18 protein-coding genes and 7 pseudogenes are annotated in these 20,862 nt (G+C 67.6%); 13 read left to right on the forward strand and 12 right to left on the reverse strand.

The annotated features are described in order from the left end of the window. Positions 1-2 precede the first annotated feature (2 nt). Positions 3-1,514 carry a DUF4246 domain-containing protein gene (locus ITI46_RS09950; RefSeq protein WP_209239089.1) on the forward strand — a complete coding sequence of 504 codons (1,512 nt, stop codon included), beginning with the start codon at positions 3-5 and terminating at the stop codon, positions 1,512-1,514. Between the two features lie 180 nt (positions 1,515-1,694). Here the strand turns inward: ITI46_RS09950 and ITI46_RS09955 are convergent, their stop codons facing one another. Further along, positions 1,695-2,600 carry a LysR family transcriptional regulator gene (locus ITI46_RS09955; RefSeq protein ID WP_209239090.1) on the reverse strand — a complete coding sequence of 302 codons (906 nt, stop codon included), beginning with the start codon at positions 2,598-2,600 and terminating at the stop codon, positions 1,695-1,697. 126 nt (positions 2,601-2,726) lie between these two features. Between ITI46_RS09955 and ITI46_RS09960 the strand changes: the two genes are divergently transcribed. The 3 genes and pseudogenes from ITI46_RS09960 to ITI46_RS09970 form a co-directional block, all read left to right on the forward strand. After that, positions 2,727-3,233, forward strand: coding sequence for a nuclear transport factor 2 family protein (locus ITI46_RS09960; protein ID WP_209239091.1), 507 nt, complete (start codon positions 2,727-2,729; stop codon positions 3,231-3,233). A gap of 99 nt (positions 3,234-3,332) precedes the next feature. Continuing rightward, positions 3,333-3,833, forward strand: a complete 501-nt coding sequence (locus ITI46_RS09965) for a cupin domain-containing protein (protein ID WP_209239092.1) — start codon at positions 3,333-3,335, stop codon at positions 3,831-3,833. Positions 3,834-3,838: 5 nt separating this feature from the next. Beyond that, a pseudogene (locus tag ITI46_RS09970) lies at positions 3,839-3,961 on the forward strand (VOC family protein); the annotation flags it as partial. 120 nt (positions 3,962-4,081) lie between these two features. Here ITI46_RS09970 and ITI46_RS09975 read toward each other — a convergent pair. Together ITI46_RS09975 and ITI46_RS34745 are read right to left on the reverse strand one after the other, a co-directional pair. After that, positions 4,082-5,047 (reverse strand): hypothetical protein, encoded by a 966-nt coding sequence (locus tag ITI46_RS09975; RefSeq protein ID WP_209239093.1) that lies wholly within the window; start codon positions 5,045-5,047, stop codon positions 4,082-4,084. Between the two features lie 1,288 nt (positions 5,048-6,335). After that, positions 6,336-6,485 (reverse strand): annotated as a pseudogene (locus ITI46_RS34745) (DDE-type integrase/transposase/recombinase); the annotation flags it as partial. Positions 6,486-7,416: 931 nt separating this feature from the next. On the opposite strand from ITI46_RS34745, the gene ITI46_RS09980 reads away from it, so the two are divergent. Continuing rightward, on the forward strand, positions 7,417-7,902 hold the full coding sequence (locus ITI46_RS09980; protein WP_209239094.1) for a hypothetical protein: 486 nt from the start codon (positions 7,417-7,419) through the stop codon (positions 7,900-7,902). 67 nt (positions 7,903-7,969) lie between these two features. On the opposite strand, the pseudogene ITI46_RS34750 reads toward ITI46_RS09980, so the two are convergent. Then, positions 7,970-8,128, reverse strand: a pseudogene (locus ITI46_RS34750) (phosphoglyceromutase); the annotation flags it as partial. Between the two features lie 68 nt (positions 8,129-8,196). Between ITI46_RS34750 and ITI46_RS09985 the strand changes: the two are divergent. Further along, positions 8,197-8,412: a hypothetical protein gene (locus ITI46_RS09985; RefSeq protein WP_209239095.1), complete on the forward strand. Its 216-nt coding sequence runs from the start codon at positions 8,197-8,199 to the stop codon at positions 8,410-8,412. 45 nt (positions 8,413-8,457) lie between these two features. On the opposite strand, the pseudogene ITI46_RS36230 reads toward ITI46_RS09985, so the two are convergent. Continuing rightward, positions 8,458-8,601, reverse strand: a pseudogene (locus ITI46_RS36230) (DUF7196 family protein); the annotation flags it as partial. 1,655 nt (positions 8,602-10,256) lie between these two features. Here ITI46_RS36230 and ITI46_RS35790 point away from each other — a divergent pair. The 5 genes and pseudogenes from ITI46_RS35790 to ITI46_RS10005 all read left to right on the forward strand — a co-directional run bounded on the left by ITI46_RS35790 (position 10,257) and on the right by ITI46_RS10005 (position 12,199). Continuing rightward, positions 10,257-10,397, forward strand: a complete 141-nt coding sequence (locus ITI46_RS35790) for a trypco2 family protein (RefSeq protein ID WP_307808116.1) — start codon at positions 10,257-10,259, stop codon at positions 10,395-10,397. Positions 10,398-10,703: 306 nt separating this feature from the next. After that, a complete protein-coding gene (locus ITI46_RS09995) occupies positions 10,704-10,976 on the forward strand; it encodes a hypothetical protein (protein WP_209239096.1) in 273 nt (90 codons plus the stop codon). A 501-nt stretch (positions 10,977-11,477) separates the two neighbouring features. Beyond that, positions 11,478-11,711 (forward strand): annotated as a pseudogene (locus ITI46_RS36025) (ankyrin repeat domain-containing protein); the annotation flags it as partial. Between the two features lie 21 nt (positions 11,712-11,732). Further along, positions 11,733-11,832, forward strand: a pseudogene (locus ITI46_RS34760) (IS5/IS1182 family transposase); the annotation flags it as partial. A 133-nt stretch (positions 11,833-11,965) separates the two neighbouring features. Beyond that, positions 11,966-12,199, forward strand: a complete 234-nt coding sequence (locus ITI46_RS10005) for a hypothetical protein (RefSeq protein ID WP_209239098.1) — start codon at positions 11,966-11,968, stop codon at positions 12,197-12,199. A gap of 132 nt (positions 12,200-12,331) precedes the next feature. Here ITI46_RS10005 and ITI46_RS10010 read toward each other — a convergent pair whose 3' ends face one another. The 5 genes from ITI46_RS10010 to ITI46_RS35465 form a co-directional block, all read right to left on the reverse strand. Continuing rightward, complete coding sequence (locus ITI46_RS10010) at positions 12,332-13,534, reverse strand: ABC transporter permease (protein ID WP_209239099.1); 1,203 nt, start codon at positions 13,532-13,534, stop codon at positions 12,332-12,334. Then, positions 13,531-14,295, reverse strand: coding sequence for an ABC transporter ATP-binding protein (locus ITI46_RS10015; protein ID WP_209239100.1), 765 nt, complete (start codon positions 14,293-14,295; stop codon positions 13,531-13,533). Before ITI46_RS10015 ends, ITI46_RS10010 begins: the two co-directional genes overlap by 4 nt. Beyond that, entirely contained in the window at positions 14,292-15,446 is a 1,155-nt protein-coding gene (locus tag ITI46_RS10020; protein WP_209239101.1) for a peptidoglycan-binding protein, read from the reverse strand. The genes ITI46_RS10015 and ITI46_RS10020 overlap by 4 nt, the downstream gene beginning before the upstream one ends. Beyond that, complete coding sequence (locus ITI46_RS10025) at positions 15,443-16,024, reverse strand: hypothetical protein (protein ID WP_209239102.1); 582 nt, start codon at positions 16,022-16,024, stop codon at positions 15,443-15,445. The genes ITI46_RS10020 and ITI46_RS10025 overlap by 4 nt, the downstream gene beginning before the upstream one ends. Positions 16,025-16,340: 316 nt before the next feature. Then, positions 16,341-16,463: a hypothetical protein gene (locus tag ITI46_RS35465; protein WP_280634744.1), complete on the reverse strand. Its 123-nt coding sequence runs from the start codon at positions 16,461-16,463 to the stop codon at positions 16,341-16,343. A gap of 134 nt (positions 16,464-16,597) precedes the next feature. Between ITI46_RS35465 and ITI46_RS10030 the strand changes: the two genes are divergently transcribed. Together ITI46_RS10030 and ITI46_RS10035 are read left to right on the forward strand one after the other, a co-directional pair. Beyond that, positions 16,598-17,251: a response regulator transcription factor gene (locus ITI46_RS10030; RefSeq protein ID WP_209239103.1), complete on the forward strand. Its 654-nt coding sequence runs from the start codon at positions 16,598-16,600 to the stop codon at positions 17,249-17,251. 8 nt (positions 17,252-17,259) lie between these two features. Next, the gene (locus ITI46_RS10035; protein ID WP_209239104.1) at positions 17,260-18,594 is read left to right on the forward strand and encodes a sensor histidine kinase; all 1,335 of its coding nucleotides are present in this window, start codon (positions 17,260-17,262) and stop codon (positions 18,592-18,594) included. Between the two features lie 310 nt (positions 18,595-18,904). Here the strand turns inward: ITI46_RS10035 and ITI46_RS10040 are convergent. Both ITI46_RS10040 and ITI46_RS10045 read right to left on the reverse strand, forming a co-directional pair. Beyond that, positions 18,905-19,246 (reverse strand): annotated as a pseudogene (locus ITI46_RS10040) (transposase); the annotation flags it as partial. Positions 19,247-19,678: 432 nt separating this feature from the next. Then, positions 19,679-20,794 carry a transcription termination/antitermination protein NusG gene (locus ITI46_RS10045; protein ID WP_307808115.1) on the reverse strand — a complete coding sequence of 372 codons (1,116 nt, stop codon included), beginning with the start codon at positions 20,792-20,794 and terminating at the stop codon, positions 19,679-19,681. Positions 20,795-20,862 lie beyond the last annotated feature (68 nt).

Raw genomic sequence — 20,862 nt, forward strand, 5'->3', positions numbered from 1 at the left:
AATTGACTGGCCTGTCTGCTTTCCCGCTGCCCTTTCATGCGTCCCGCTCCATATCGTTCGCGAAGCCCCGAACGCTGCGGGAACTTCAGATGATGCAGTGCAGCGCGCACATTCGGTCGAAGCCGGGGTGGTTCGACAAGATGAACGACGCCGGCATCGTCGCCAAGTGGACGCAAGAAGCGGTCGCCCAGGGCCTCACCGAAGCCCAGGTTCGTTACGTGCTCGACGAACTCGCGCATTATGCCGCACTGCGGGACGCAGAAACCGGCATCGAGGTGTCCGCCGTCGACGGGGTGTGGCAGTCGGACACGCTGGTCGACGACGGGCTGAGGTCCCGGCTGCGGGAGGCGGTTCGGATTCTGGAAGAGGTCCCCGAAGCGGAAAAGGACTGGCATCCCGGGTCCGACGGCCAGGTGCTGGATCTGGTTCACCCCTCACTGTTCTGCCTGGTGCGCGAGGTGAGCGGCGGGCCCGAGCGGGCTTGGCAGAACCCGACGGACCGCTATTCGCGGTACGAGTTCTCGGAGAAATTCCAGTGGCTGCCCACGGACGTCGACGTCAATGCGGACGGAGATGTCACATTCCGTTCGTACGTCAACAACGTCCACCCCGAGAGGCATCGCGAACTGACCGCCGTCCTGCGGGACTTGTTCGCGCGCATGCGCCCGCTGCTGGATAATGTGCTCACCGATCTGCGGCATCCTCGGCCGCTGCGGATCGAGGCCGATCCTTACGGGTGGTACGACGACTCGGAGCCGGAGTATCCGGAAGAATCCTCCTACAGTGATGACGCGTCCTACGAAGAAGCCGTCCAGGCATGGGAACAGGCCCAGGACGACTGGTGGGAAAACCGCTGCCCGGCCATCCCGGACGCCCCGGCCTTCACCCCGCCCGAGTTGCCCGACGACTACGCGCGAGTCGACCTGCGGGGCCGCAGTCTCCAGGTCATCGTCAAGCTCGCCACCATTCATCTCACCCCGGAGAAGCCCGAGTACCCCGGCGGGTCCTGGCATGTCGAGGGCATGATGAACGAGCGGATCGTCTCGACCGGGATCTACTACTGGGACAGTGACAACATCACCGAAAGCCGGCTGAGTTTCCGGGCTGCACTCGACGACCCGCGCTATGAACAGAACGACGACAACGGTCTGCGTGAGGTCTACGGCCTGGAGGACGAAGACGCCCTGAACCAGGTACTGGGGTCGGCATCGACCCCAGCCGGCCGGTGCCTGGCATTCCCGAACGTCCTACAACACCGCGTGAGCTCATTCCGCCTCTCGGATCCCACCCGCCCGGGGTACCGCAAAATCCTCGCATTCTTCCTGGTCGACCCGTCGGAAAAGATCGTCTCTACCTCCGACGTGCCACCGCAACAGCCATGGTCCGACACCTCGACCATGACCCTGGAGCAGGCCAAGAGCTACCGCGAACAACTCATGCAGGAGCGCAAGTTCTTCGTCGACGAACACAACGAGCAGCTCTACGAACGAGAATTCTCCCTCTGCGAGCACTGAACCTCTTCTTTTCAGCTGCGCGAAGCACGTTCTCCAAGAGCCGCAGCCGCGCGTGATCCGGTTGAACTCCACCAGTCGCGCGCGGCCTCCGGTTGAGCCAGAACTGAGGGAGGGAGGGCCAGGGGCACGGAAATTGCTTCCCAGCGCTCTGCCCGGATCGCGACGGGCCGTCGGTGACGGTCAGGGGTTTGGTGCAGGTGCCTGCACCAGGCTGAGTGCCGTCTCGCTGAAGGCGCGAACGCGGGCTGTCGCACCGTCGGCGGGCCACACCAGGCCCCAGTCCACTGGCACGGCGTCCTCGAAGGGGACGTAGACGATGTCGGGGCGAGCGAAGTAGCGCCTGGTGTGGGCGCCGACGGCGAAGACCCCCTCCCCGGCGCCCACGAGCGTCAGCGTCTCGTTGAACGTCGTGGCCGACGGGCCGAGTGCGATCGGTCTCCCCGTGGGGGTCCGGCGCGGGGCGCGGTCCTCACGCAGGGATTCCGGCAGCGTCTCGGGCAGTTGCAGCACGGTCACGCGAGCCAGGTCTTCGACGGAGACGGTTGCGCGGCGGGCGAACGGATGCCCTGTCGGCACGGCGAGCATGCGTGCCTCCCGCACCAGGACCGGCCCCATGACGATGCCTTCCTCGTGCATCGGATGGGAGGTCAGCGCGAGGTCCACCTCGCCGCTGCGCAGCCAGGGCAGGACTTCCGGCAGGTGTGCCTCTTTGTTCCGGACCTGGCAGTCGGGGTGCCGGGTGCGGAACGCCTGCGCGGCCCCGACCAGCAGCTGGCCCGCCGCCGGCCCGGTGAAGGCGACCCGCAGCAGCCCGGTCAGCCCCCGCCCGGCGTCGACGGCCCGCTCGAACGCGTCGGTGATCAGGGACCAGGCGGGGCGTATCTCTTCGTACAGCTGCCGCCCCACCAGGGACAGCTCCACCCGGCGGCTGGTGCGGTTGAACAGCGGGACGCCGATGCGGCGCTCCAGTTTGGCGATGGTCTGGCTGACCCGGGCCGTGGAGACGTGCAGTCGCTCGGCGGTACGGCCGAAGTGCAGCTCCTCGGCGAGCGTCAGGAACGCCTCCAGCTCGTGCCGTTCCAGCATCCCCGCACCCCTCCCGTCGTTAACCGGGGCTTCACGATCGTTGCGCAGGTGCGCATTGATGCCCTACCCGGACCGCAGCAGGATCAGAGGCGTCGAAAGGCCGCCTCACCTGCACCGGAGAACATCATGTACGTCACCCGCGACCGCGCCCTGACCACCCCCGCTCACGACACCGCCGCAGCCGTCGCGGAACTCAAGGACCGGGCGGAGATCACCGACGCGCTCCACCGCTTCGGCCTGGGCCAGGACCTCAAGGACAAGGAGCTGTTCGCCTCGGCCTTCGCCGCCGACGCCGAGCTGGACTTCCGCCCGGCCGCCGCCAAGTGGGGGGCCGAGCCGCCGCTGATGTCCGGGCGCGACACCATCGTCACCACCATTCTGGCCAAGTTCACCGGCCGGGTGGACACCACACACCAGATCACCAACACGCGGATCACGATCGAGGGCGACACCGCCCGGCTCACCGCCCTGGTGGAAGCCCAGCACCTGCTCATCGCCGACTCCGCCACACACGCGCTGCTGAAGAACCCCTACGACGTCGAACTGGTCCGCGACGGCGACCGCTGGGTCATCCGTCGCCTCCGCATCGACAACACCTGGTACACCGGCGAACCCACCGCGATCTTCAGCTGACGCCCGCCCTGCAGTACCGCACCGGGCCTCCCTGATCGGGATGCCTCACGACCCTCTCGATTCCCCGCACCATTCACCGATCCCTGGAAAGGGCACGACATGAAGACCGCAATGACCGGCGGACGGCCGGTACTGACCCGTCACGCCGAGGCCGAGACCTGTGCCGACCCCAGCAGTGTGATGACGCTCCTCGCCGACTCGGACAGCACCGCCGACGGCTTCACCAGCTACCGGTCCACGTTCGCCAAGGGGGCCGTTGGGGCACCCGCCCACTTCCACACCAAGGCGACGGAGCTGTTCTTCGTGATCAGCGGGTCCCTCCAGGTACTGGTGGGTGAGGAGGTCACCGTCCTGGAAGCGGGCGACTTCCTGGCCGTGCCGCCCCACACCCCGCACGCCTTCGCCGCGGCGCCCGGCTGTACGGCGGACGTGCTGTTCGTGTTCACGCCGGGCATGGGCCGGTTCGACTACCTGCGCCTGCTGGGCCGGGTGATGCGTGGCGAGGCCGACGCGAAGGAGATCGCCGCCTCCGCGGAGCGGTTCGACAACCACTACGTCGACAGCCCCGTCTGGCGGGCTGCCCTGGAGGGCGCTGCGTGATCGACCGCCTGGGCGGGGCCGGCGGTACCCGCGTTCCGGCACACAACCCGTACTGGGACGAGCACGGTGTCACGATCGCCGACCCGGACGGCTACCGCCTCGTGCTGTGCTCCCGCACCCGGGCCTGAGCATCACTGGTCGGGTCCGTCCCGTATCGACGCGTGGGGCCCTCCTCGCAGCACGTGAAGAGGGCCCTGTGTCAGTGGCCGGTTAGTGGGGGGTCATCTGGCCGCCAGCACTTCGGACAGTCACGCAGAATCAATGCCTCGGGAGATTGTGCGGGTTCGCAGCCAGTACGAACGAGCCCCCACCATCAGTGCGCATCCGTAGATGGCGAATGCCGCCATTCCGATCCAAGTGACCAGGAGCGCGTCCTGCGGAGTCGGGAAATCGCCGCTCCGCATCGTCACCACGTCCACCGTGGCCAAAACCGCATAGCCGACGCCGAGCACACCGTACGGGGCGAGAGTGGCGGCGCCGATCAGGGATGGAGCCAGCGGGAGCCAGCGCGGGACGCGGCGACCGCGTAGAAACGGCGTCCAGCGCGGGAAGACCTGACCCCAGGGGCGGACGAGGCCCCACAGCAGGAAAACGCCGAGCGCGGCCAGCAGCATGGTGGGATCCAGGCCCCAGGACTCCAAGGTGAGCCAGATCCCCGAGGCGCCGTTGCGCTCGGAGATCACGCTCATCTGCGCGCCGGATATACCGGCGAAGGTGCCGCCGAAGGCCCAGATCTGCTTCATCGCCGCATACGGGAGGAAGGCCACCGTGCCGGCCCAGGCGGCGAGCTGATGCGGCCGGGGTGCGGCAGAGGCTGCCGGGGCAGCGGCCCGCGGCAGGCAGGGCCGAGCAGAGCGCGCGGTGCCCGCGGACAAGAGCGTCCCGACTGCCGCCAGCGCGTGATTCGCCGCAGAGGCCCAACTGTCCACGCCTTGGCCGAACATCAGCGTGATCACGTCCATGAGCAGGCTGAACGCGGCAAGTCCGGACAGACCGCACACCGTCCACAGCAGCGTTCGCAGTGCGGGCCGCAGCCCGTATCGCGACACTGCCGTACAGGTCAGCGCCGCCAGCGTCCCCACTGCCGTGACGGCCCACCCCGACGCGCGAGGCCCCAGGACGCCGCCGTAAGGGAACAGATGAGTCCCCTTCAGCGCACAGACCAGGCCGAATCCGGCGTACACCAGTGCCCAGGACAGCGTGATTCGGTCCACCCAACGTGATCCCTGCTGCCGCCGTGTGGGCCAGTGCGCCTTCAGCGTCCGTGGATCAGTGGTCATGTTCTGAACGTCGCACCGACGGGCTGAACCTGGCGTCGGTCTCTTGAACGACCTTCCTCCCCCGTCCGGGGGAGCGCCATACAGACCCAGATATGCCTCACAGAGCGTGACGCCTCAACTGGCCGCACGGGGGATTCGGAGTGGCCGCTGTCAGCCCTGATAAGCCTGAACCGGCCTCCGCGACCGGCGGCCTCCTGGGACGGTGAGCGCAACACCACAGGCCAGTGGCGGCGGTTCGCAGCGAACGTACGCAGGGAGCCGTTCCCGCTCATGTCCGAGCGCGGACGCCTCCGAGCCGAGCGGGAACTCGCAGCACTCAACAGCTGAAGCAGACCAACACATCCACGTCCCCGAGCACTTCACCTCGGCCGCGAGACAGCAGCCCGACGAACCTATGCGGTCACAGCACCAGCACAGGCCGGGCGTTTGCGGGGCCGGCCGGCTCACCGATGCGGCTCGAACGGGTACATCTCATGCTGCAGTGCCGCGCACACCAGGCACGGTCGGGGCCGGCGCCGGTGTGGCCGAGAGTGCTGGGGTTCGAGGCGTATGGGGTGCACGCGCCCCCACCACCACCCCGCATTACGTCGAACACACGCCCAGTCACCCACTCGATGGGGTGCTCGGTCTTAATATCGCTGCGGAATAACCATGTGCACACGGATGCTTACGGTACGCAAGCGACGGGCTGCAGACCGCGCGAGCGTCGCCCGGCCGCAGGTCCTACATCGGCCGGGTGGACTGGTCCCACGAAAAGCGCAAGGAGAAGCACCACAATGAACGTCATCACCAACCTGCTGGCCGGCGTCGTCGACTTCCTCGGCTGGCTCGTCTGACGTATTTCCGCGGCGCCGCCCCTCCCCGTCCCACGGAGGGGCGGCGCTGCCGCGCGCACCGGCACCCGGCGCGAGAAACGGCAAATCCCCACGGCACACAGGAAGCCGTGGGGATTTTGCAGTGTCCGAGGGGGTGTCGAGCGATTCGCACGATGTCGCGCCGCTGGCCAGGGGGACGTTGGTGCTGTCGTAGACCGCCCGGGGAGGCTGCCGTCAGGGTACGTGTCAGTGGTGGAGGGGAATTTGAAGCACCCGCACACCGCACACGGTGCTGCCGGGTGGGGCTGGATCGACGCCCCCCCGTAGCCGCAGTTCAAGTCCACGGCAGGAACGACATACAGGGGCTGTACCGCGCCCGCTGTGACTTGCGGAGATTCGCTCAGCATGAAGGCCCGGCTGGTGTACCGGGCTCCGTGGTCTGTGTGCATGGCCGCTGCGGCGAGGCTGCCGCGGGTCCGCTCGGCGGCGGCCAGGGCGTCGGTGACGAGGTCGGTACGCATGTGGTCCGCGATCGCCCAGCCGGCCAGGCGGCGTGAGGCGCCGGAACGGACCGGTGGGTGAGGTGGAGCACGCTGATGAGGTCGGGCAGGCGCCCAGCAAGTGGTCAGGCTCAGGATCGAAGGGTTCCCCGGTGTTTCCACCGCCAGCAGTGGCTCCCCGACTTCGACACCACCAGCGCCGTGAAGGTCGGCGAGGTCGGAAATGGGCCCCGTCGCTGGCGCCCCCAAGGGTTGCCGGCTCTCCTTTCGGGTCGAGGAACACGAGAGGTCCAACCGCCCACTGGGCGGGCCCAGGGCTGAGTCATGCCTCCACCAGGCAGAGACCCGGCCACTGTCGGACGCGAGCGTCGGGCATGTGCGTGGTGCCACCATGTCCAGCCCCAGGTACCTGCATGCCGGCCGGTGCGGACTTTCCCGTAGCGCCAGAGCGCGTTCTTGCTCGACCATGTGCAGCGCATCTTGATGCGGATGTCTCGGGAGAGCAGTCCCTTGGACCGATACCGCTTCCCGGGGGCCCGCTGCGCAGATGCACGTGGCGGTCTGCGATCTTCCAGGTTCGCACCGCGTGCCCTCATCGATAGCCGATCAACGGCTTGACGAGCTGAAGGGTCCCGGGGAGGCCCACCGCCGTCGCCCAGTTCGGCAACGAGGCGCCCGCCGTGCAGTTGGGCGCCGTCCACGCTCTGGCTGGCGAAGGCTGGCGAAGGCTGGCGAACGACGCTACGGCAGGCAAGGTCCTGGCCGCGAAGACCTGCGGACCGTGCAGGTGACGGCCGGTTCGGGGGGTCCCGGACGCGCGCAGCACCCGGGCCCATTCATACACCTGAAAGTCGTAATTGATGCTCCAAATGCTGCAATGCAAGCATTTTTCTTGCATTGCCGTGACATATGAGAGATGCCGATCCGCTGGGCGAAGTTCGCCAGGCGCGTTGGACATCCCAACCCACTTAGCGAAACCGGAGACCGCATGCGTCGCGTCTTTGCCACCGCGTTGATGACGCTGGCAGCTACCGTTGCCGGCATCGGTACGGCCACAGCTCAAAACCCGCACTTCATCGGAAGCGTCACCTGCACCAAGTCCCTCACCGCCGGACTTCAGTGCAGCGGAAAGGCAGCGGGCCTGGGCAACGAGCCAACCGATGCCTTCCTGACGGCCGCGTCCGTCGAGGCCGAGTACGTCTGCACCAACCGGGGCGGCAACATGGCTCCGGGCCAGGGCACCGAGTTCCAGAACGTGGAGGGCCCGACTTCCACGATTATGCCCCGCAACGGCCAGATCACCTTCCAGAACGTGTCGATCCCGCCGCCGCCGACCCCTTCACCGGAACAGGTGTGCCCCAACCGGAACTGGACGGTCAACCTGCTCCACCTCACCTACAGGGGCGTCGAGTTGCACATCCAGCAGAACGGCGAGGACCTGCTGACCAAGAACCTCGGCACGATCGACCCGTGATCCCGCGATGACCGCCGCACCGGAGGGTCTCCCCTGTCAGGGGAGACCCTCCGGGCCGTTCGGCCACTTCTTGCCCTGGCTTCTTGACGACTTTGATGGCGGCCTTGGCGGCTCCGGGGTCGAGGCACGTGCCGCCCTTCTCGGCCGGGTGGAAGTCTGCGTCCAGGTCGTGGGCCAGCGGGATGCCGGTGGAGATGTTGAGGCCGGCGATGTCATCCTCGGAGATGCCGAGATGCGTCCAGGAGCTTGGCCAGGGCACGCAGCGAGATCCGCAGGCCCCGCCCGCTCCAACGCGTGCTCGACCGACGTACCGAACTTCGCCGGGAACAGTCGCCTGCGCCCGGCGCTGTCGGCTGGATCGAGGTGAGACTGACGGTCCAGTTACAGCCGGACGCCATCTCGGATCTGCTCAGCCTGGGCGCGGAGGCGGAGGTCCGGGACCGCACGCACAACGGCACAATGCTCGAAGCCGTACAGGCGCTCGCCGCCTGCTACCCGGCAGCCTCTTGAGAAGCCGCATCCGGTCCGCGCACGAAGACCGTACCGGGAGACGGCGGTAATGGTACCGATGCCACCCGCATGCCTGCCGGCCGTGCGCGCTTCTTGATAGGTGACGTACTGGCGGACGGTGCCGTCCGGGAGGTTCAGTTGGCACGCGACTACTTGCCGAGGCGATCCGCGGCCGCAATTGCAAGGCATCTGGAAGTTCTTCCAGGCTCAACGTGAAGCCGTCTGCCGGGCATTGCCGGTTGCCTGGAAACGCGAACGTCCCTCTCAGGAGACTCAGCTCCGTGGCAGCCGTCCGGCCCGCACAGGTCGAGCGTCGGGGGAGCGAGGCTCCAGCGACCGAAACCCGAGCGCCTGCCACTCCCCTTCCGAAGGCCCTACAGTCTCAGCGTTCTACAAGGCCGCGGCCTCCTTGGAGACCCCCGAACATGTCGCGACCGCCCGCGGGGGCGTTCGTCGCTGGAGGTATAGGGGCCGCTGGTAGGCCCACGCATGAAGAGGGTGCGGTGGGGGCGTTCGGCCGTGCCGTTGGCCTGCGGCCGGTAGCGCCGGATGCGCTTGGGGCCGATGCCGGTCGGCGGCCTGAGTCCGGGTGAAGAACTTGGCTGTACATCAGGGCCGTGGCCGGTTTCCTGGTGGTGGACGTGTACCGTCTCGCCCCCCTGGCAGGCCGTCAGATCGATCAGCGCAAATCCAGCAACCGGAAACCCCGACCGGATTAAACTATCCCGCCGCACCGCGCTGACCTGCACAAAGGCAAGCCTCACGCCCCGAACCACCCCCGTTTGATGTTCCAGCGGAACTCCACCACATCTGCCCGCGGAAAACCCCTGACCTGCATCAAAGCAAGCCAGAGGGCCTTTGCTCGAACAACTCACACATTGAACCTGGAACGTCGACGAAACCGCAGTCACCTGCGGAAACGCCCCATTACGGGACGCCAACCAGCGCACAACCAGCAACCGTCGACGGTACTGCCTGAAGCCGGGCGGGCTGCAGATCGCTTGAGCTCACCTGGGCGTTCGATGGGCGGAGGGCCGACCAGCGAGGCTGGTACAGCAGATAGCCAGTCGAGGCGGTCCACACGCAGTTCGACGCGGGACCAGCGCTCGGCCTCCGGTTCTGTGCTACCAGAGCAGGGAGTTCCTCCACGATCGCGGCGCCAGCGGAGCACCCTCCCCGCGCGCAGGAACCACCGCACCCATCGACTTGCCACCCGTGCGGTCCGCGGCGACGGGCCACCGCGTCGACCTGCGGACCGTGGTGGCCGCCTTGCCCACCGAAGCGTTCCCCGAAAGACACCCGGCCCGAACAGGCATCCACGCCGTGGCATCGGCTCTGCCGCCATGTACCGATGACAAGAAGCCGCAGCGGCAAAGAAAAAGCAAAATCCCGCTAACAGGGCAGGTCAGGAAGTGTGTTCCCCGCGCGAGCTGGGTTGTTCCGTCTGACAGATCGAGACTTCGCGACACGAGAACGTGTTCCCCGCGCGAGCGGGGTGTTCCGACCATCGCGATGGTGGACTGCGGGCACAGCGAGTGGTCCCTGCGCGAGCAGGGGTGTTCCGGTTGTGTGCGGACCGCAGGGAACCGGTGCCCGTGAGCTGCGCGCGATGACCCTGTTACCAATTCGGCGAATTGGGTGGGGCAGGGCTGCTGTTTCAGGAAGGCAGGGAGTCGTCCAGCGAGCGTACGGAGCGCGGTCTTGCAGCGTCTGATTGCCGGTTGCGAGGGTGGGGAAAATGATCGAACTGTCTGACATGATCCGTGAGTTGAGGCAGCAGTTGGCCACTGCACTGGCGGACGGAGCAGGTGAAGCCGTGCTGTTTTGAACTTGGTCCTGTGGAGGTGGAGGCGACCGCCGCGGTCACGCGTGAGGCGGGTGCGAACGCCAAGGTCCGGCTGTGGGTCGTCGATGCGGGTGCGAACGGAAACTACTCCCACGCGCAGACACAGCGGGAGCCATGCGGATGCTGCCACCAACCGTGAGTGGATCGAACAGGCCGGCTTGACGGTCGAACGGGAGGAGTTCATCCCTGAGGCCGACGGCGGACATGCCCTGCTCTGGGCGCGCCGCCCTTAAAGTTCCAGTTCAGCGGGTGCGCGCATCGTGTCCGGCAGCCGAGAGGCGACGTTCCCCTCCCCATGCAGGGGGCAATGAGTGATCACCACATAGGACACGCTCTTGGACGGTGTCTTCGGTGCCAGCCCCCCGCAGGAACGCCGGCTGTACGAGGCCGCCGAAGAGGATGGGCCCGACGAGGTGAGAGCAGACCGCAGGCATACAGTCACGGCATGAACAAGACAATGGTGTGGCTTCTGGCGTGCGCCGGAACCGGCGTGATCCTGTGGTTGCTGACCAGCGCGCCGGACATCAGCGCGGCTTACCCTCGCTCCAAGTGCCACTCCGTCCTCGGCAACGACTGGAGCCCCGCCCATGGGTCGATGGAGGAGGGAGTCGAGTCGAGGTGCGCCGCCTACCAGACGCGCCGCCTGGGCTGGGCGATCCTGGTTTCGGTGCCGACGGTGGTGCTCGCGTCAGCAGGTATGCGTAGCCGAAGCGCCTGAAGGAACTTCTCCCCGTTCGGCTGACCGTGAACGAGGCCTCGTACGGGATCGCTCGTACGAGCATTCCGGAGACATGGACACGGCCTTCGCTTGATCCTGTGCTCCGGCCAAAGAGGCACCTGACCAGCGCGAAGGCCGTGGGGGAACGAGTCTGCTGCAGCGTGGTGTCGTCCGGGAGCCGCTCACGGACGGTGCTGATCCAGGTCCGCGTCGACCTGCACCGGTTGCGACGATCGCCCGGAAAGGAGACCTCTCGGAGCGAGAGCGCAGGATGGCACGGTCGACGTCGTCCGACGCGCCGGTTCCAGCAACCTGGTGGCCGGGGGCTCGCTGACTGCTTCCGTCGCCTTGCCAGCCGGAAGCCCGCCTTTCTCTCGCATGCGACGGGGCCGAGTGCGGTCCGTCCGTGGAGCTGGGCCATGAGAAAGAGAGTCAGCATTGGAAGAAGTGGCCTTCTTGGGTCCTCTCTGACAGAGGACCTGCGGATTGCAGCGTACGCGGGTGACTTGCCTGCCCTGCGATTTGCCCTTGTCGGCCGGTGCCGACGTCAATGGAACTGATGAGCGCGGATGGACGCCACTTCTGGCTGCGTCTTCCTCGGCCTTCCGTGAGGGGATCGAATTGCTGCTCTCGGCAGGTGCCGATCCGAACAGCAGGGACGACCAGGGCTGCACGCCCTTGCACGAAGCAGCGGAGAACGGCGACGCCGACATCGTTCACCTGCTGCTGGCAGCCGGTGCGCGCCCGCACCCCCCGGTGATTCCGCACCGCTGCCGCGAAAGGCCAGGCAGATCTCGCGGACTGGGAACAGGCACACAACCGCTCCCACAAGCACGTTCGGGCCCGCGTCGAGCACAGCTCGCGCCTTGTCGTACTTCTCCCGGTACTTCACCGCCTGCCGCGCGGCCACTCCTCCAGGGCGATCCACGGCACGCCCACACGTTCCGCCGCGTCCAGAATGATCAACTCGGTCTCCACCGTGCCCTGCTGTGTCAGTGATGCTGGCAGGCGCCACCTGGACAATTCCCCAGGCATGGCATGAAAGTGACGTTCATGAGCCACGCTACGCAGGACGCCTTCATGGCCCTCAGCCAATCCAGCGCTATGAGCACCCCGGCGGGCAGGTGGGCCAGGGCGGAGGCTTTGCTGTCGTCGATGGCCTGCTCGACGACAGCGTCGTGGCGGTGTGCGCGTTCGGCCTGGAGTTGCTGGTAGGCGCCTGACCTAAGGCTTTGATCGGAGAAGCCGCGCACAGGGGCGATTCCCCGCAGTGGGTTGCGCGTCCGCTGGAGCATGACATGGACACGGGCGCCCGGCATTGCGGCGGCAACCACCGCAGTGCCGGGCACGCACTGTCAGGCGGTCCGCAGTGCCTCGGTGGGCTGCATCCGGGCGGCCCGCAGGGCGGGCAACAGCCCGGCGATGGCTCCGATGGCCACGGCCGCTCCGAGTCCGCCGGCCCAGGCGAGCGCCGGGACGACGGTTCCCCAGCCCTTGATGCCTGCGTAGGCGAAAGTCACCAGTGTGCCCAGCACCACCCCGATCGCACCGCCGAGCGTGGCGAGCAGAATTGCCTCGGACAGGAACTGCAGTCGAATGGTGCCCCGAGTGGCGCCGAGTGCCCGCCGCAGACCGATCTCGGAGCGGCGTTCCAACACGGAGATGACCATGGTGTTGGCGACGCCGATGCCTCCGACGAGCAGGGCCACTGCCCCCAACCCGAGGAACAGGCCGTCCAGGGCCGATTGCGCGGCTGCCCGGGCCTCGAGCGCGGCCGAGGGCTGGGTGACGCTGACTTCGCTGGGGTTGTGCGGGTTGGCTGCGGCGGCCAGCACCTTGCGGGCCTCCTTGACCTGGTCGGGGTCCGACCGCACGTACACCGTAGAGGGGTGTCCGTCGAAGTCCAGGTACTTCTCCGCGGCCGGATAGCCCACCAGCACCGACGAGTCGATCTCCGGCGTCAGCTTCGCGGGCTTGAGGACCCCGGCCACGTAGAACCATTGTTTTCCGACCCAGATGCGCATGCCGGGGTGGATCCGGGAGATGCCCAGCCGGCTTGCGGCGTCCCAACCGAGGACGGCGACCGGCTGTTTCGCGGTGGCCGCGTTGAGGTATCTGCCCCGGGCCATCGAGGTGCGCACAGCGGCCGGGAGACCCGGGCTGGCGGCGTTCACCGAGAGGGAGTTGGTGTTGAGGCTCGGAATGTGCTGACTGCGGTACGCCTCGGCGTCGGTCTTGCCGGTGCTCTGGACCGCCTCGACCGGGCCGATCCGGGAGATCATGCCCGGTGCCTCGATGGGAAGTTTCGCGTCTCCGCCGCCCAGTGACTGGCCTGGGGTGACCTTCAGCAGATTGGTGCCCAGCTTATCGATTTCGGCGATCAGTCCGGCCTGCGACGAGGCCGACAGCCCGAGCACCGCCACCATCGCGGCGACGCCAATGGCGATGCCCAGCGCCGACAGTGCAGCCCGCACCCTCCGGGTGCGCAGCCCGACGCTCGCGGTCCGGGCCAGGTCGGCGGGGTAGAGACGGCCGGGGGCGGGGGCCGTGGTGCTCATGGCAGCCCCCTTTCGGTGGCCAAGCGGTCCTTCGACGCCAGGACGTCGGCGACGATATGGCCATCGAGGATCTCGATCCGGCGTGGCAGCTTGGCTGCCAGCTCCCGGTCGTGGGTGATCATGACGATGGTGGTGCCCTCGGCGTTGAGTTCCTTGAACAAGTTGAAGATCCCGGTGCCGGCGACACTGTCCAAATTGCCGGTGGGCTCGTCGGCCAGCACGATCGCCGGGTCGCCGACCAGGGCTCGGGCGATCGCCACTCGCTGCCGCTCACCACCGGACAGTTGCGACGGCCGGTGGTCGATCCGGTGGCTGAGGCCGACCCGGTCCAGGGCCGCGACGGCCGCAGGCAACCGGGCCTGGCGGCGGACGCCGGAGTACAGCATCCCGTCGGCGACGTTCTCCAGCGCGGTGGCGTGCTCCGCCAGGAAGAACTGCTGGAAGACGAAGCCGACCCGGACGGCACGCAGCCCGGCCAGCGTCCGGTCGCTCATCGCGGCGACATCTTCCCCTGCGACCCGTACCGTCCCGGAGGTCGGCCGGTCCAGGGTGCCCATCATCTGCAGCAGGGTGGACTTGCCGGAACCGGACGGACCCACGATCGCCACCAGGTCGCCCTTGTGGATGGTGAAGCTGGCCCGGTCCAGTGCCACGACGGGGGACGCTCCCGGGTAGATCTTGGTCACGTTCTCCAGCTTCAGGACCGGCTCGCCGGCTGGCTGAGCGGCGGCCGACTGCGTCTGGGTCTCTGCGCCGGTCATGAGGCGGGCACCACGATCTTCTGGCCGACGGCGATCCTGGCGCCGCTGACCTCGACCTTGCCCTCGCTGTCGTCGAAGAGCCCGATCCGCACCGGGACCAGCTCGTGTTTGCCCCCGGGGTCGACGACCTCGACGGCATAGCCGCCGCCGGAGCGCGCCAGCAGCGCGTTCACGGGTACCGACAACACGTCCTCGACCGTGTCGGAGATGATGGCGACCTGGACCGGCGCCTGGTCGAGCCCGCCGGTTACCTTGGGGTTCTTCGGCTTGATGTGTACCTCGATGGTGGATTTGTCCTCGGCCTGCTTCGCCACCTTCCCCACAGACGACACCATGCCCGGGGCCGTCTTGCCGTTGGGCAGAGTAATGGTCACCTTGTCATCGACCGCCACCCCGGACTGCTCACTGGCGTTGAGCTCGACGACCACCTGCCGCTTGGTCGAGGAGACCTGCAGGACGTTCTGTCCCTGTCTGGCCGGGCCGCCTCGCACGGCGTCGGCCTTGCTGATCCGGACCTCCTCGGTGGGCAGGAACACCGCTTGTCCGAGGGGAAGTTCACCTGATTCATCGAGGCCCACGTCCTCCTGCAACTCCTTGAGTGCACCGACGGTCAGCCAACTGAAGTAATCCGAGTCAGGGTCGATCTCGTCTTTGGTGGCGTACCCGAGGCTGACGAGCGCAGCGTTGAGCTGCCGCACATCGGGGCCCTCTGTGCCGTAGGACAGATCGCGGTACACGGGCTCGGTGGCTCCCTGGAGCAGCACCACCGGCTTGCCGTCCACGCGGTAGAGCACATCGCCCTGGCTGATGACGTCACCCGCAGCGGGCACTTTGGTGATGGTGCCCTTGGTGTTGTTGACGACATCGTAGGAACCCGCGTACCCGAGGGTCCCGTTCTGCAGGGTGCGGGCTGACAGGGTGCCCTGGGTGACCTTCGCCAGCCCGGTGGGGGCAGCAGTCCTGGCCGACGAGTCCTTCGCGGACTTCCCAAACGGGTCGGCAACGACGACCCCCGCACCGACTGCTGCGAGGATCGCCACGACGACCAGCACGGCCGGCCCGCGCGGCTTGCGCCTCACCGGTGGCGGCTCGCTCTGCCGGTCCGGGGGGCTCACTGCCTCGTCCTCCCTCGGTAGCTGGGTCGCGCTCATGCCGAACTCCCGGCGGGCTTGTTGGGCTCCATGTTGCGCAGGGACTCGGGCTGGTACTTTTCGCAGGCGTCCTCCGCCTTGTGGAACTGCGGGGTGTTGGGGTCGACGTCGAGTTTGAAGCCGCCGCTCTCGTCCGGGTCCGGGAAACTCGGGATGCCGTGCTCCCGCATGCACTTGGCGTACTTGAGTTTGTCTTTGGCCGACCACACATCGCCCGAACCGGCCCCGCCCTCCTCCGCGGGCGGGGCGGGCATGTACTTCTTGCAGACCTTTTCGGCCTTCTTGAACTCCTCCGACTGCGGCTCGATCCCGGCGCCCATGCCCTCACCCGGCTTGGGGTCCTTGAAGTCGGGCAGGCCGTTGTCCCGCATGCACTGCGCGAATTTCAGCCCATCGGCGGCCTCCGGCTGCTCGGCCTTCGATGCAGGCCCGCCGTTACCCGACTCTTCGGTGCCGCCACAGCCGACGACGAACAGGGCGGCCCCGGTCACCAACGCCGCCAGTGCAGCGCTCTGCCGTAGTAGCTTCCTTTTCGGTGCGGTGATGCCATCCGTCGGCCACTCCGCGGAAACTCCCATTCCGTTCTCTCCGTTCCTTCCGGAATTTCTGTGCCCTGTTCTAGTGAGGCGGCGGTTTCGCCGAGGTTTCGCTGCCAGAACGGCAGCGGCGACGCCAGGGCATACAAGGGCTCGCGTCCGTCCGGACGGGTGGTCGGACAGACCGGAGTGGGGGGGAGGAACATAGGAACCAAGCGGAAAAACACCAGGATGCCAATTCCGCCCTGCCGTCGTCTCAGGCGGGCCATGGCGATGCGCTGTTCCCCGTCCTCCCCACCACAGAGCCGGTAGCCGCAATTGCCGACGACTGTGTCGAGTCCGTCGGGCCGCGATCCGATCAGGCCCAGGTCTGAGCGGTCTTGCAGGCGTCGACCATCTCCTGCCCGGTGGCCGCTGGGCCGGCCCAGCGGAGGCTGTCGCCGATGGTCTCGCAGAGCGACTCCAGGGGCAGATCGTGCACCGCCGGTGCTCACCGGGGAGCACATTCCCTGCGACTGGACAGAGGCTGAAACCCTGCGGAAACCAGGGCTGGAACATTCTGAATCCCGTTGTCAGGGTGTTCTTAGCCGGTTGGACATACGCAAGGAGCAGCGAGTGCGAGTGCTCGTGGTGGAGGACGATCAGGAAATGGCGCAGGCGGTGGCCGTCGGACTGCGGCGGGCACAGATGGCCGTCGACGTGGCGTACGACGGTAAGAGCGGTCTGGACCGCGCCCTCTTCAACGACTACGACGTGATCGTCCTCGACCGGGATCTGCCCGGGAGGCACGGCGACGAGATCTGCTCCGAGCTAGTTCGGTCCGGCCGCCGCAGCAGGGTGCTGATGCTGACCGCCGCCGCCTCGGCGGAGGAACTGGTCGACGGGCTCAATCTGGGCGCCGACGACTACCTGGCCAAGCCGTTCGACTTCCCGGTGCTCATCGCGCGGATCGGCGCGCTGGCGCGGCGGTCGCATCCGGTGGTACCGCCCGTGGTACGGCACGGCGACCTCGTGGTCGACACGGCACGGCGCAAGGTCACCCGCGGGGGACGGCCGCTGGAGCTGGCACCGAAGGAGTTCGGGGTGCTGGAGCTGCTGCTGTCGGCCAAGAGCCGGGCCGTCCCGGCGGAGGAACTGCTGGAGCGGGTCTGGGACGAGGCCGCCGATCCGTTCACCACCGCTGTGAAGATCACCATCAGCAGGCTGCGGGCCAAACTGGGCGATCCGCCGGTGATCGAGACCGTCGCCAAACGCGGCTACCGGATCTGAGGCCGCCCATGCCGCCGCTCTCCCGGCTCACCGGCTGGCTCACGAACGCGCTGGTCCCGCGGCGTACGGTCCGGCTGAAGCTGACATTGTTGTACGGGGCGCTGTTCCTGCTCTCCGGGGCGGCGCTGCTGACAATCACGTATCTGCTGGTGCTCAACTCCGACAGCCGCTCCCTCTCCGGGGTCCGGCTCGCCCCGGACGGCAGCTCGCGTTCAGCCGAGAGGGCCGACGGCATGGCGCCGGCGCCGCCCCAGAGAGTCAGAGGGAAGCCCGCCCACGACGTGCTGCCGGACGCGGCGCAAAAGCTCATGGTTCTCCAGCGGGAGGCCGTGCTCGACGATTTGCTCGTGCAGTCCGCCATCGCGCTCGCCCTGATGTTGGTGATCTCGATCGCGCTGGGCTGGGTCGTCTCCGGGCGGATACTGCGCCCGCTGCGTACGATCACCGCTGCCGCCCGGGACATCTCGGCAACGAGCCTGCACCAGCGTCTCGCCCTTGACGGCCCGAGCGACGAGCTCAAGGAGCTGGGCGACACCTTCGACGATCTACTCGGCCGACTGGAGAGGTCGTTCGAGGCACAGCGCCGGTTCGTCGCCAACGCCTCACACGAGTTGCGCACCCCCCTCGCCAGGCAGCGGACACTGGGACAGCTCGCCGTGTCGGATCCCGACGCGGATGTGGAGTCGCTGCGCGCGGCGCACGAGCGGATCCTTGCCGCCGGCGCTCAGCAGGAGCGGCTTATCGAGGCTCTGCTGACCCTGGCCCGAGGCAACGCGGGCATCGAGGTGCGCCGACCGTTCGACCTGGGCCGGCTCGCACAGGAGGTCGTCGCGGCTCGCCGACCGGACGCGGAACAGAGGCTGGTCGCGCTGCACTGCTCACTGTCCGCCACGACCGCGGCGGGTCACCGGCCGCTGGCCGAGCGGCTCGTCATCAACCTGGTCGACAATGCGCTGCGGCACAACGAGCCGTACGGCTGGGTGGAGATCGGCACCGCCGATGTGAACGGCCGCGCCGTCCTGACCGTGGCCAACTCCGGGCCGGTGGTGCCCCCGAACGCCGTCGACCAGATCTTCCAGCCGTTCCAGCAGCTCGGTGAGCCACGGACGAACGCCGAGGGCCTCGGCCTGGGGCTGTCGATCGTGCAGGCCATCGCCGCGGCGCATGACGCCACCCTCGCCGCCGAGGCCCGCCCGGAAGGTGGCCTCCTCCTCACGGTCGGCTTTCCGCACCCACCCGCCCACGGGCCGTCCGGGTCCGGGTCCGCACCCCAGCCGGTGAAGAAGTCGACGAGCACAGCGTCTACCGGAGTCGGGGAGGGGCTCGGGAATGGTGCCGCCTGACCACGGTGAGATGCGGCCAGGCCCCGACGGCACCTGAAACCCCGGCACCTTTACCCACCAGGTGTACAAGACAGCGTGGGCTCCTGCGCACGCGAGGTATCGGATCGACGCTGTCACCACCACCCAGAAGCGCCGCACGGGCCTCGACGTCCTCTACGCGCAGATCGGCGTCACCGACCGCGGAAGGGGGGACAGCCATCGCCTACGTCGCCACGGCCCAGTTTCCACCTCATCAGCCCCAGGAAGGCCGGTCGCAGACGATGAAGCGGTCATGAGGCAGCCGTTTCGGGGGGTGCCTCTATGTCCTTCGTCAAACGAGGCGTGGGGTTCGGTGTTCATAGAAGGTGCCGTCGCGGAGCATCGCGAACAGCACGCTGACGCGGTGGCGGGCGAGGCGGAGGAGGGCCTGGGTGTGGGTCTTCCCGCGGGCCCGGCATCGGTCGTAGTAGGTGCGGGAGGTGGGATCGTGCAGGGCGGCGAACGCCGACAGGAACATTGCTCTCTTGAGATGTCGATTCCCGCCTCGTGGTGCGTGTTCGCCGTGGATCGAGGTCCCCGACGATTTTGTCGTCGGGGCGAGGCCGGCATAGGACGCCAGGTGGGCGACGGTGGGGAAGCTGGTGGCGTCGCCGACGGTGACCAGCAAGATGGCGGGGGGGTCTGACTCCTGCGCCAAGCTGCACGATCAGCTCGTGAGCTGGGACCGGAACTACCGATCGACGCGAGGGAGCTGACCGGCCACTACCGGCAGCTCCCGACCGAGGTCGTCGCAGGCGTCGACGTCGGCTGTCCGGGCAACACCGACCTCGTTCTGGAAGGCAGCCGCCCGATTCCGCTGCGACGGAAGGGCGCCGAGCGCAGCAAGAAGGCGCTTCTCCTGGAGGAGGCGGTGCACGACCGGCCGTCGCAGCGGGAACTGCTGGACATCCTCACCCGCACCCCCCTACAAGAGCTGAGTCGGTACCACACTTTGGACCTGCCTCCGGGTCCTCATTCCGCTGGCCGCCGCGCCCACCATGCACCCTGATCTCGAGTCCCGCGTCCTGCGTCCTGTTCGCTCCCTGAGGGGGCCGAATAGTCGCGTTCATGAGCAGTCGAAGCGGTACGTCCAAGGCACATCTGGGCAACGTGGGCAGATGAACAGGTACATCCCACCCATGTCGCCGATGCAGAGGTCGGTTGGGCTGAAGCCTCGTTCGATTGAGTCGACTTGCGGATCGATGTCGGCGCCGACGTGCTGGATCGGTGCCCAGCGCTTTCCGCTCTCCACGTCGTACTCGCGGCTGGAGACCGTGAGCAGGTGCTCCATCCGGCGGCCGCAGATGCACTCCGGCCAGCGTGGCGGCTGAGTCCAACGCGGCCAGCCACCAACCTTGATCCCCGGCGCCACGGACAGATGGCGGAAGTATGACCAGCCGGTTGCCGCCTCGACAGCGTCCATCCGGCTGGCCCGATCGGGCTGGTACGCCAGTTCATCGGGGCTCGGGTACTCGACGACCTGCTCCGGATCGATGAGGCACGGCCGCGGCACCGTCCCGAATGGACTGTTCTCGGACGGCTCCGGCATGCCGGCGGCCAGTCGGGCACCGACAGCCGCTTCGTTCCGCCAGTACAGTATCGGCCGGGGCCAGGGTCCCTCGTCCTCTTCGGGGTGGTCGAACGGGCACCAGAGAACCTGCAGCAGGTCTGTCCCTGGCGGAAACGGCAATTCCGACACGTCCCGTGCGTACAGCTGGACGATGGGCACCAGTGGCACCGGTTTCCGAGGGTCACCGGCAACGTCGTCCGGAGCGTGGTGGGGCATCGAGCAGTTCGGCCACGCTTCGACGGCGGGCCAGCGCAGCGGTCCACCCACCGAGCTGTCCGACATCGATGGATACCCTGGGCATGGGTGCAGCCGGGTCGTTGTCCGGGCCATCGGCAGCAACTCGGGCAGGTAGTCGGCGAGGTCGACCGGCTGTGCCCGGGTGGTGTGCATGCCGAATCGGTGCAGTTCCCGCGGCAGGGCCACGTGACAAGGACGCAGGGAGACCCGCCTCCACTGATCGAAAATGCAGACCTGCACCCGAATCTGCCCGTCATCGACGCTGTCCAGCGTCGCTGCCATGCCCTCGAACGGACCGCCGACTATCTCGACGCCATGCTGGACGTTGCTATCGCCCGTGGTTCCCTGGCTCGGTGCGCGATCACTCGTTGTCACGGCCGTCCGTTCCCTTCCATTGGTCTTCCTCTGCGGCGGCCGTGTCGTCCTCGACGAGGCTTTGGACG

Origin of the sequence: Streptomyces oryzae, from assembly GCF_017676365.1 — a bacterium.
Classification (GTDB): domain Bacteria; phylum Actinomycetota; class Actinomycetes; order Streptomycetales; family Streptomycetaceae; genus Streptomyces; species Streptomyces oryzae.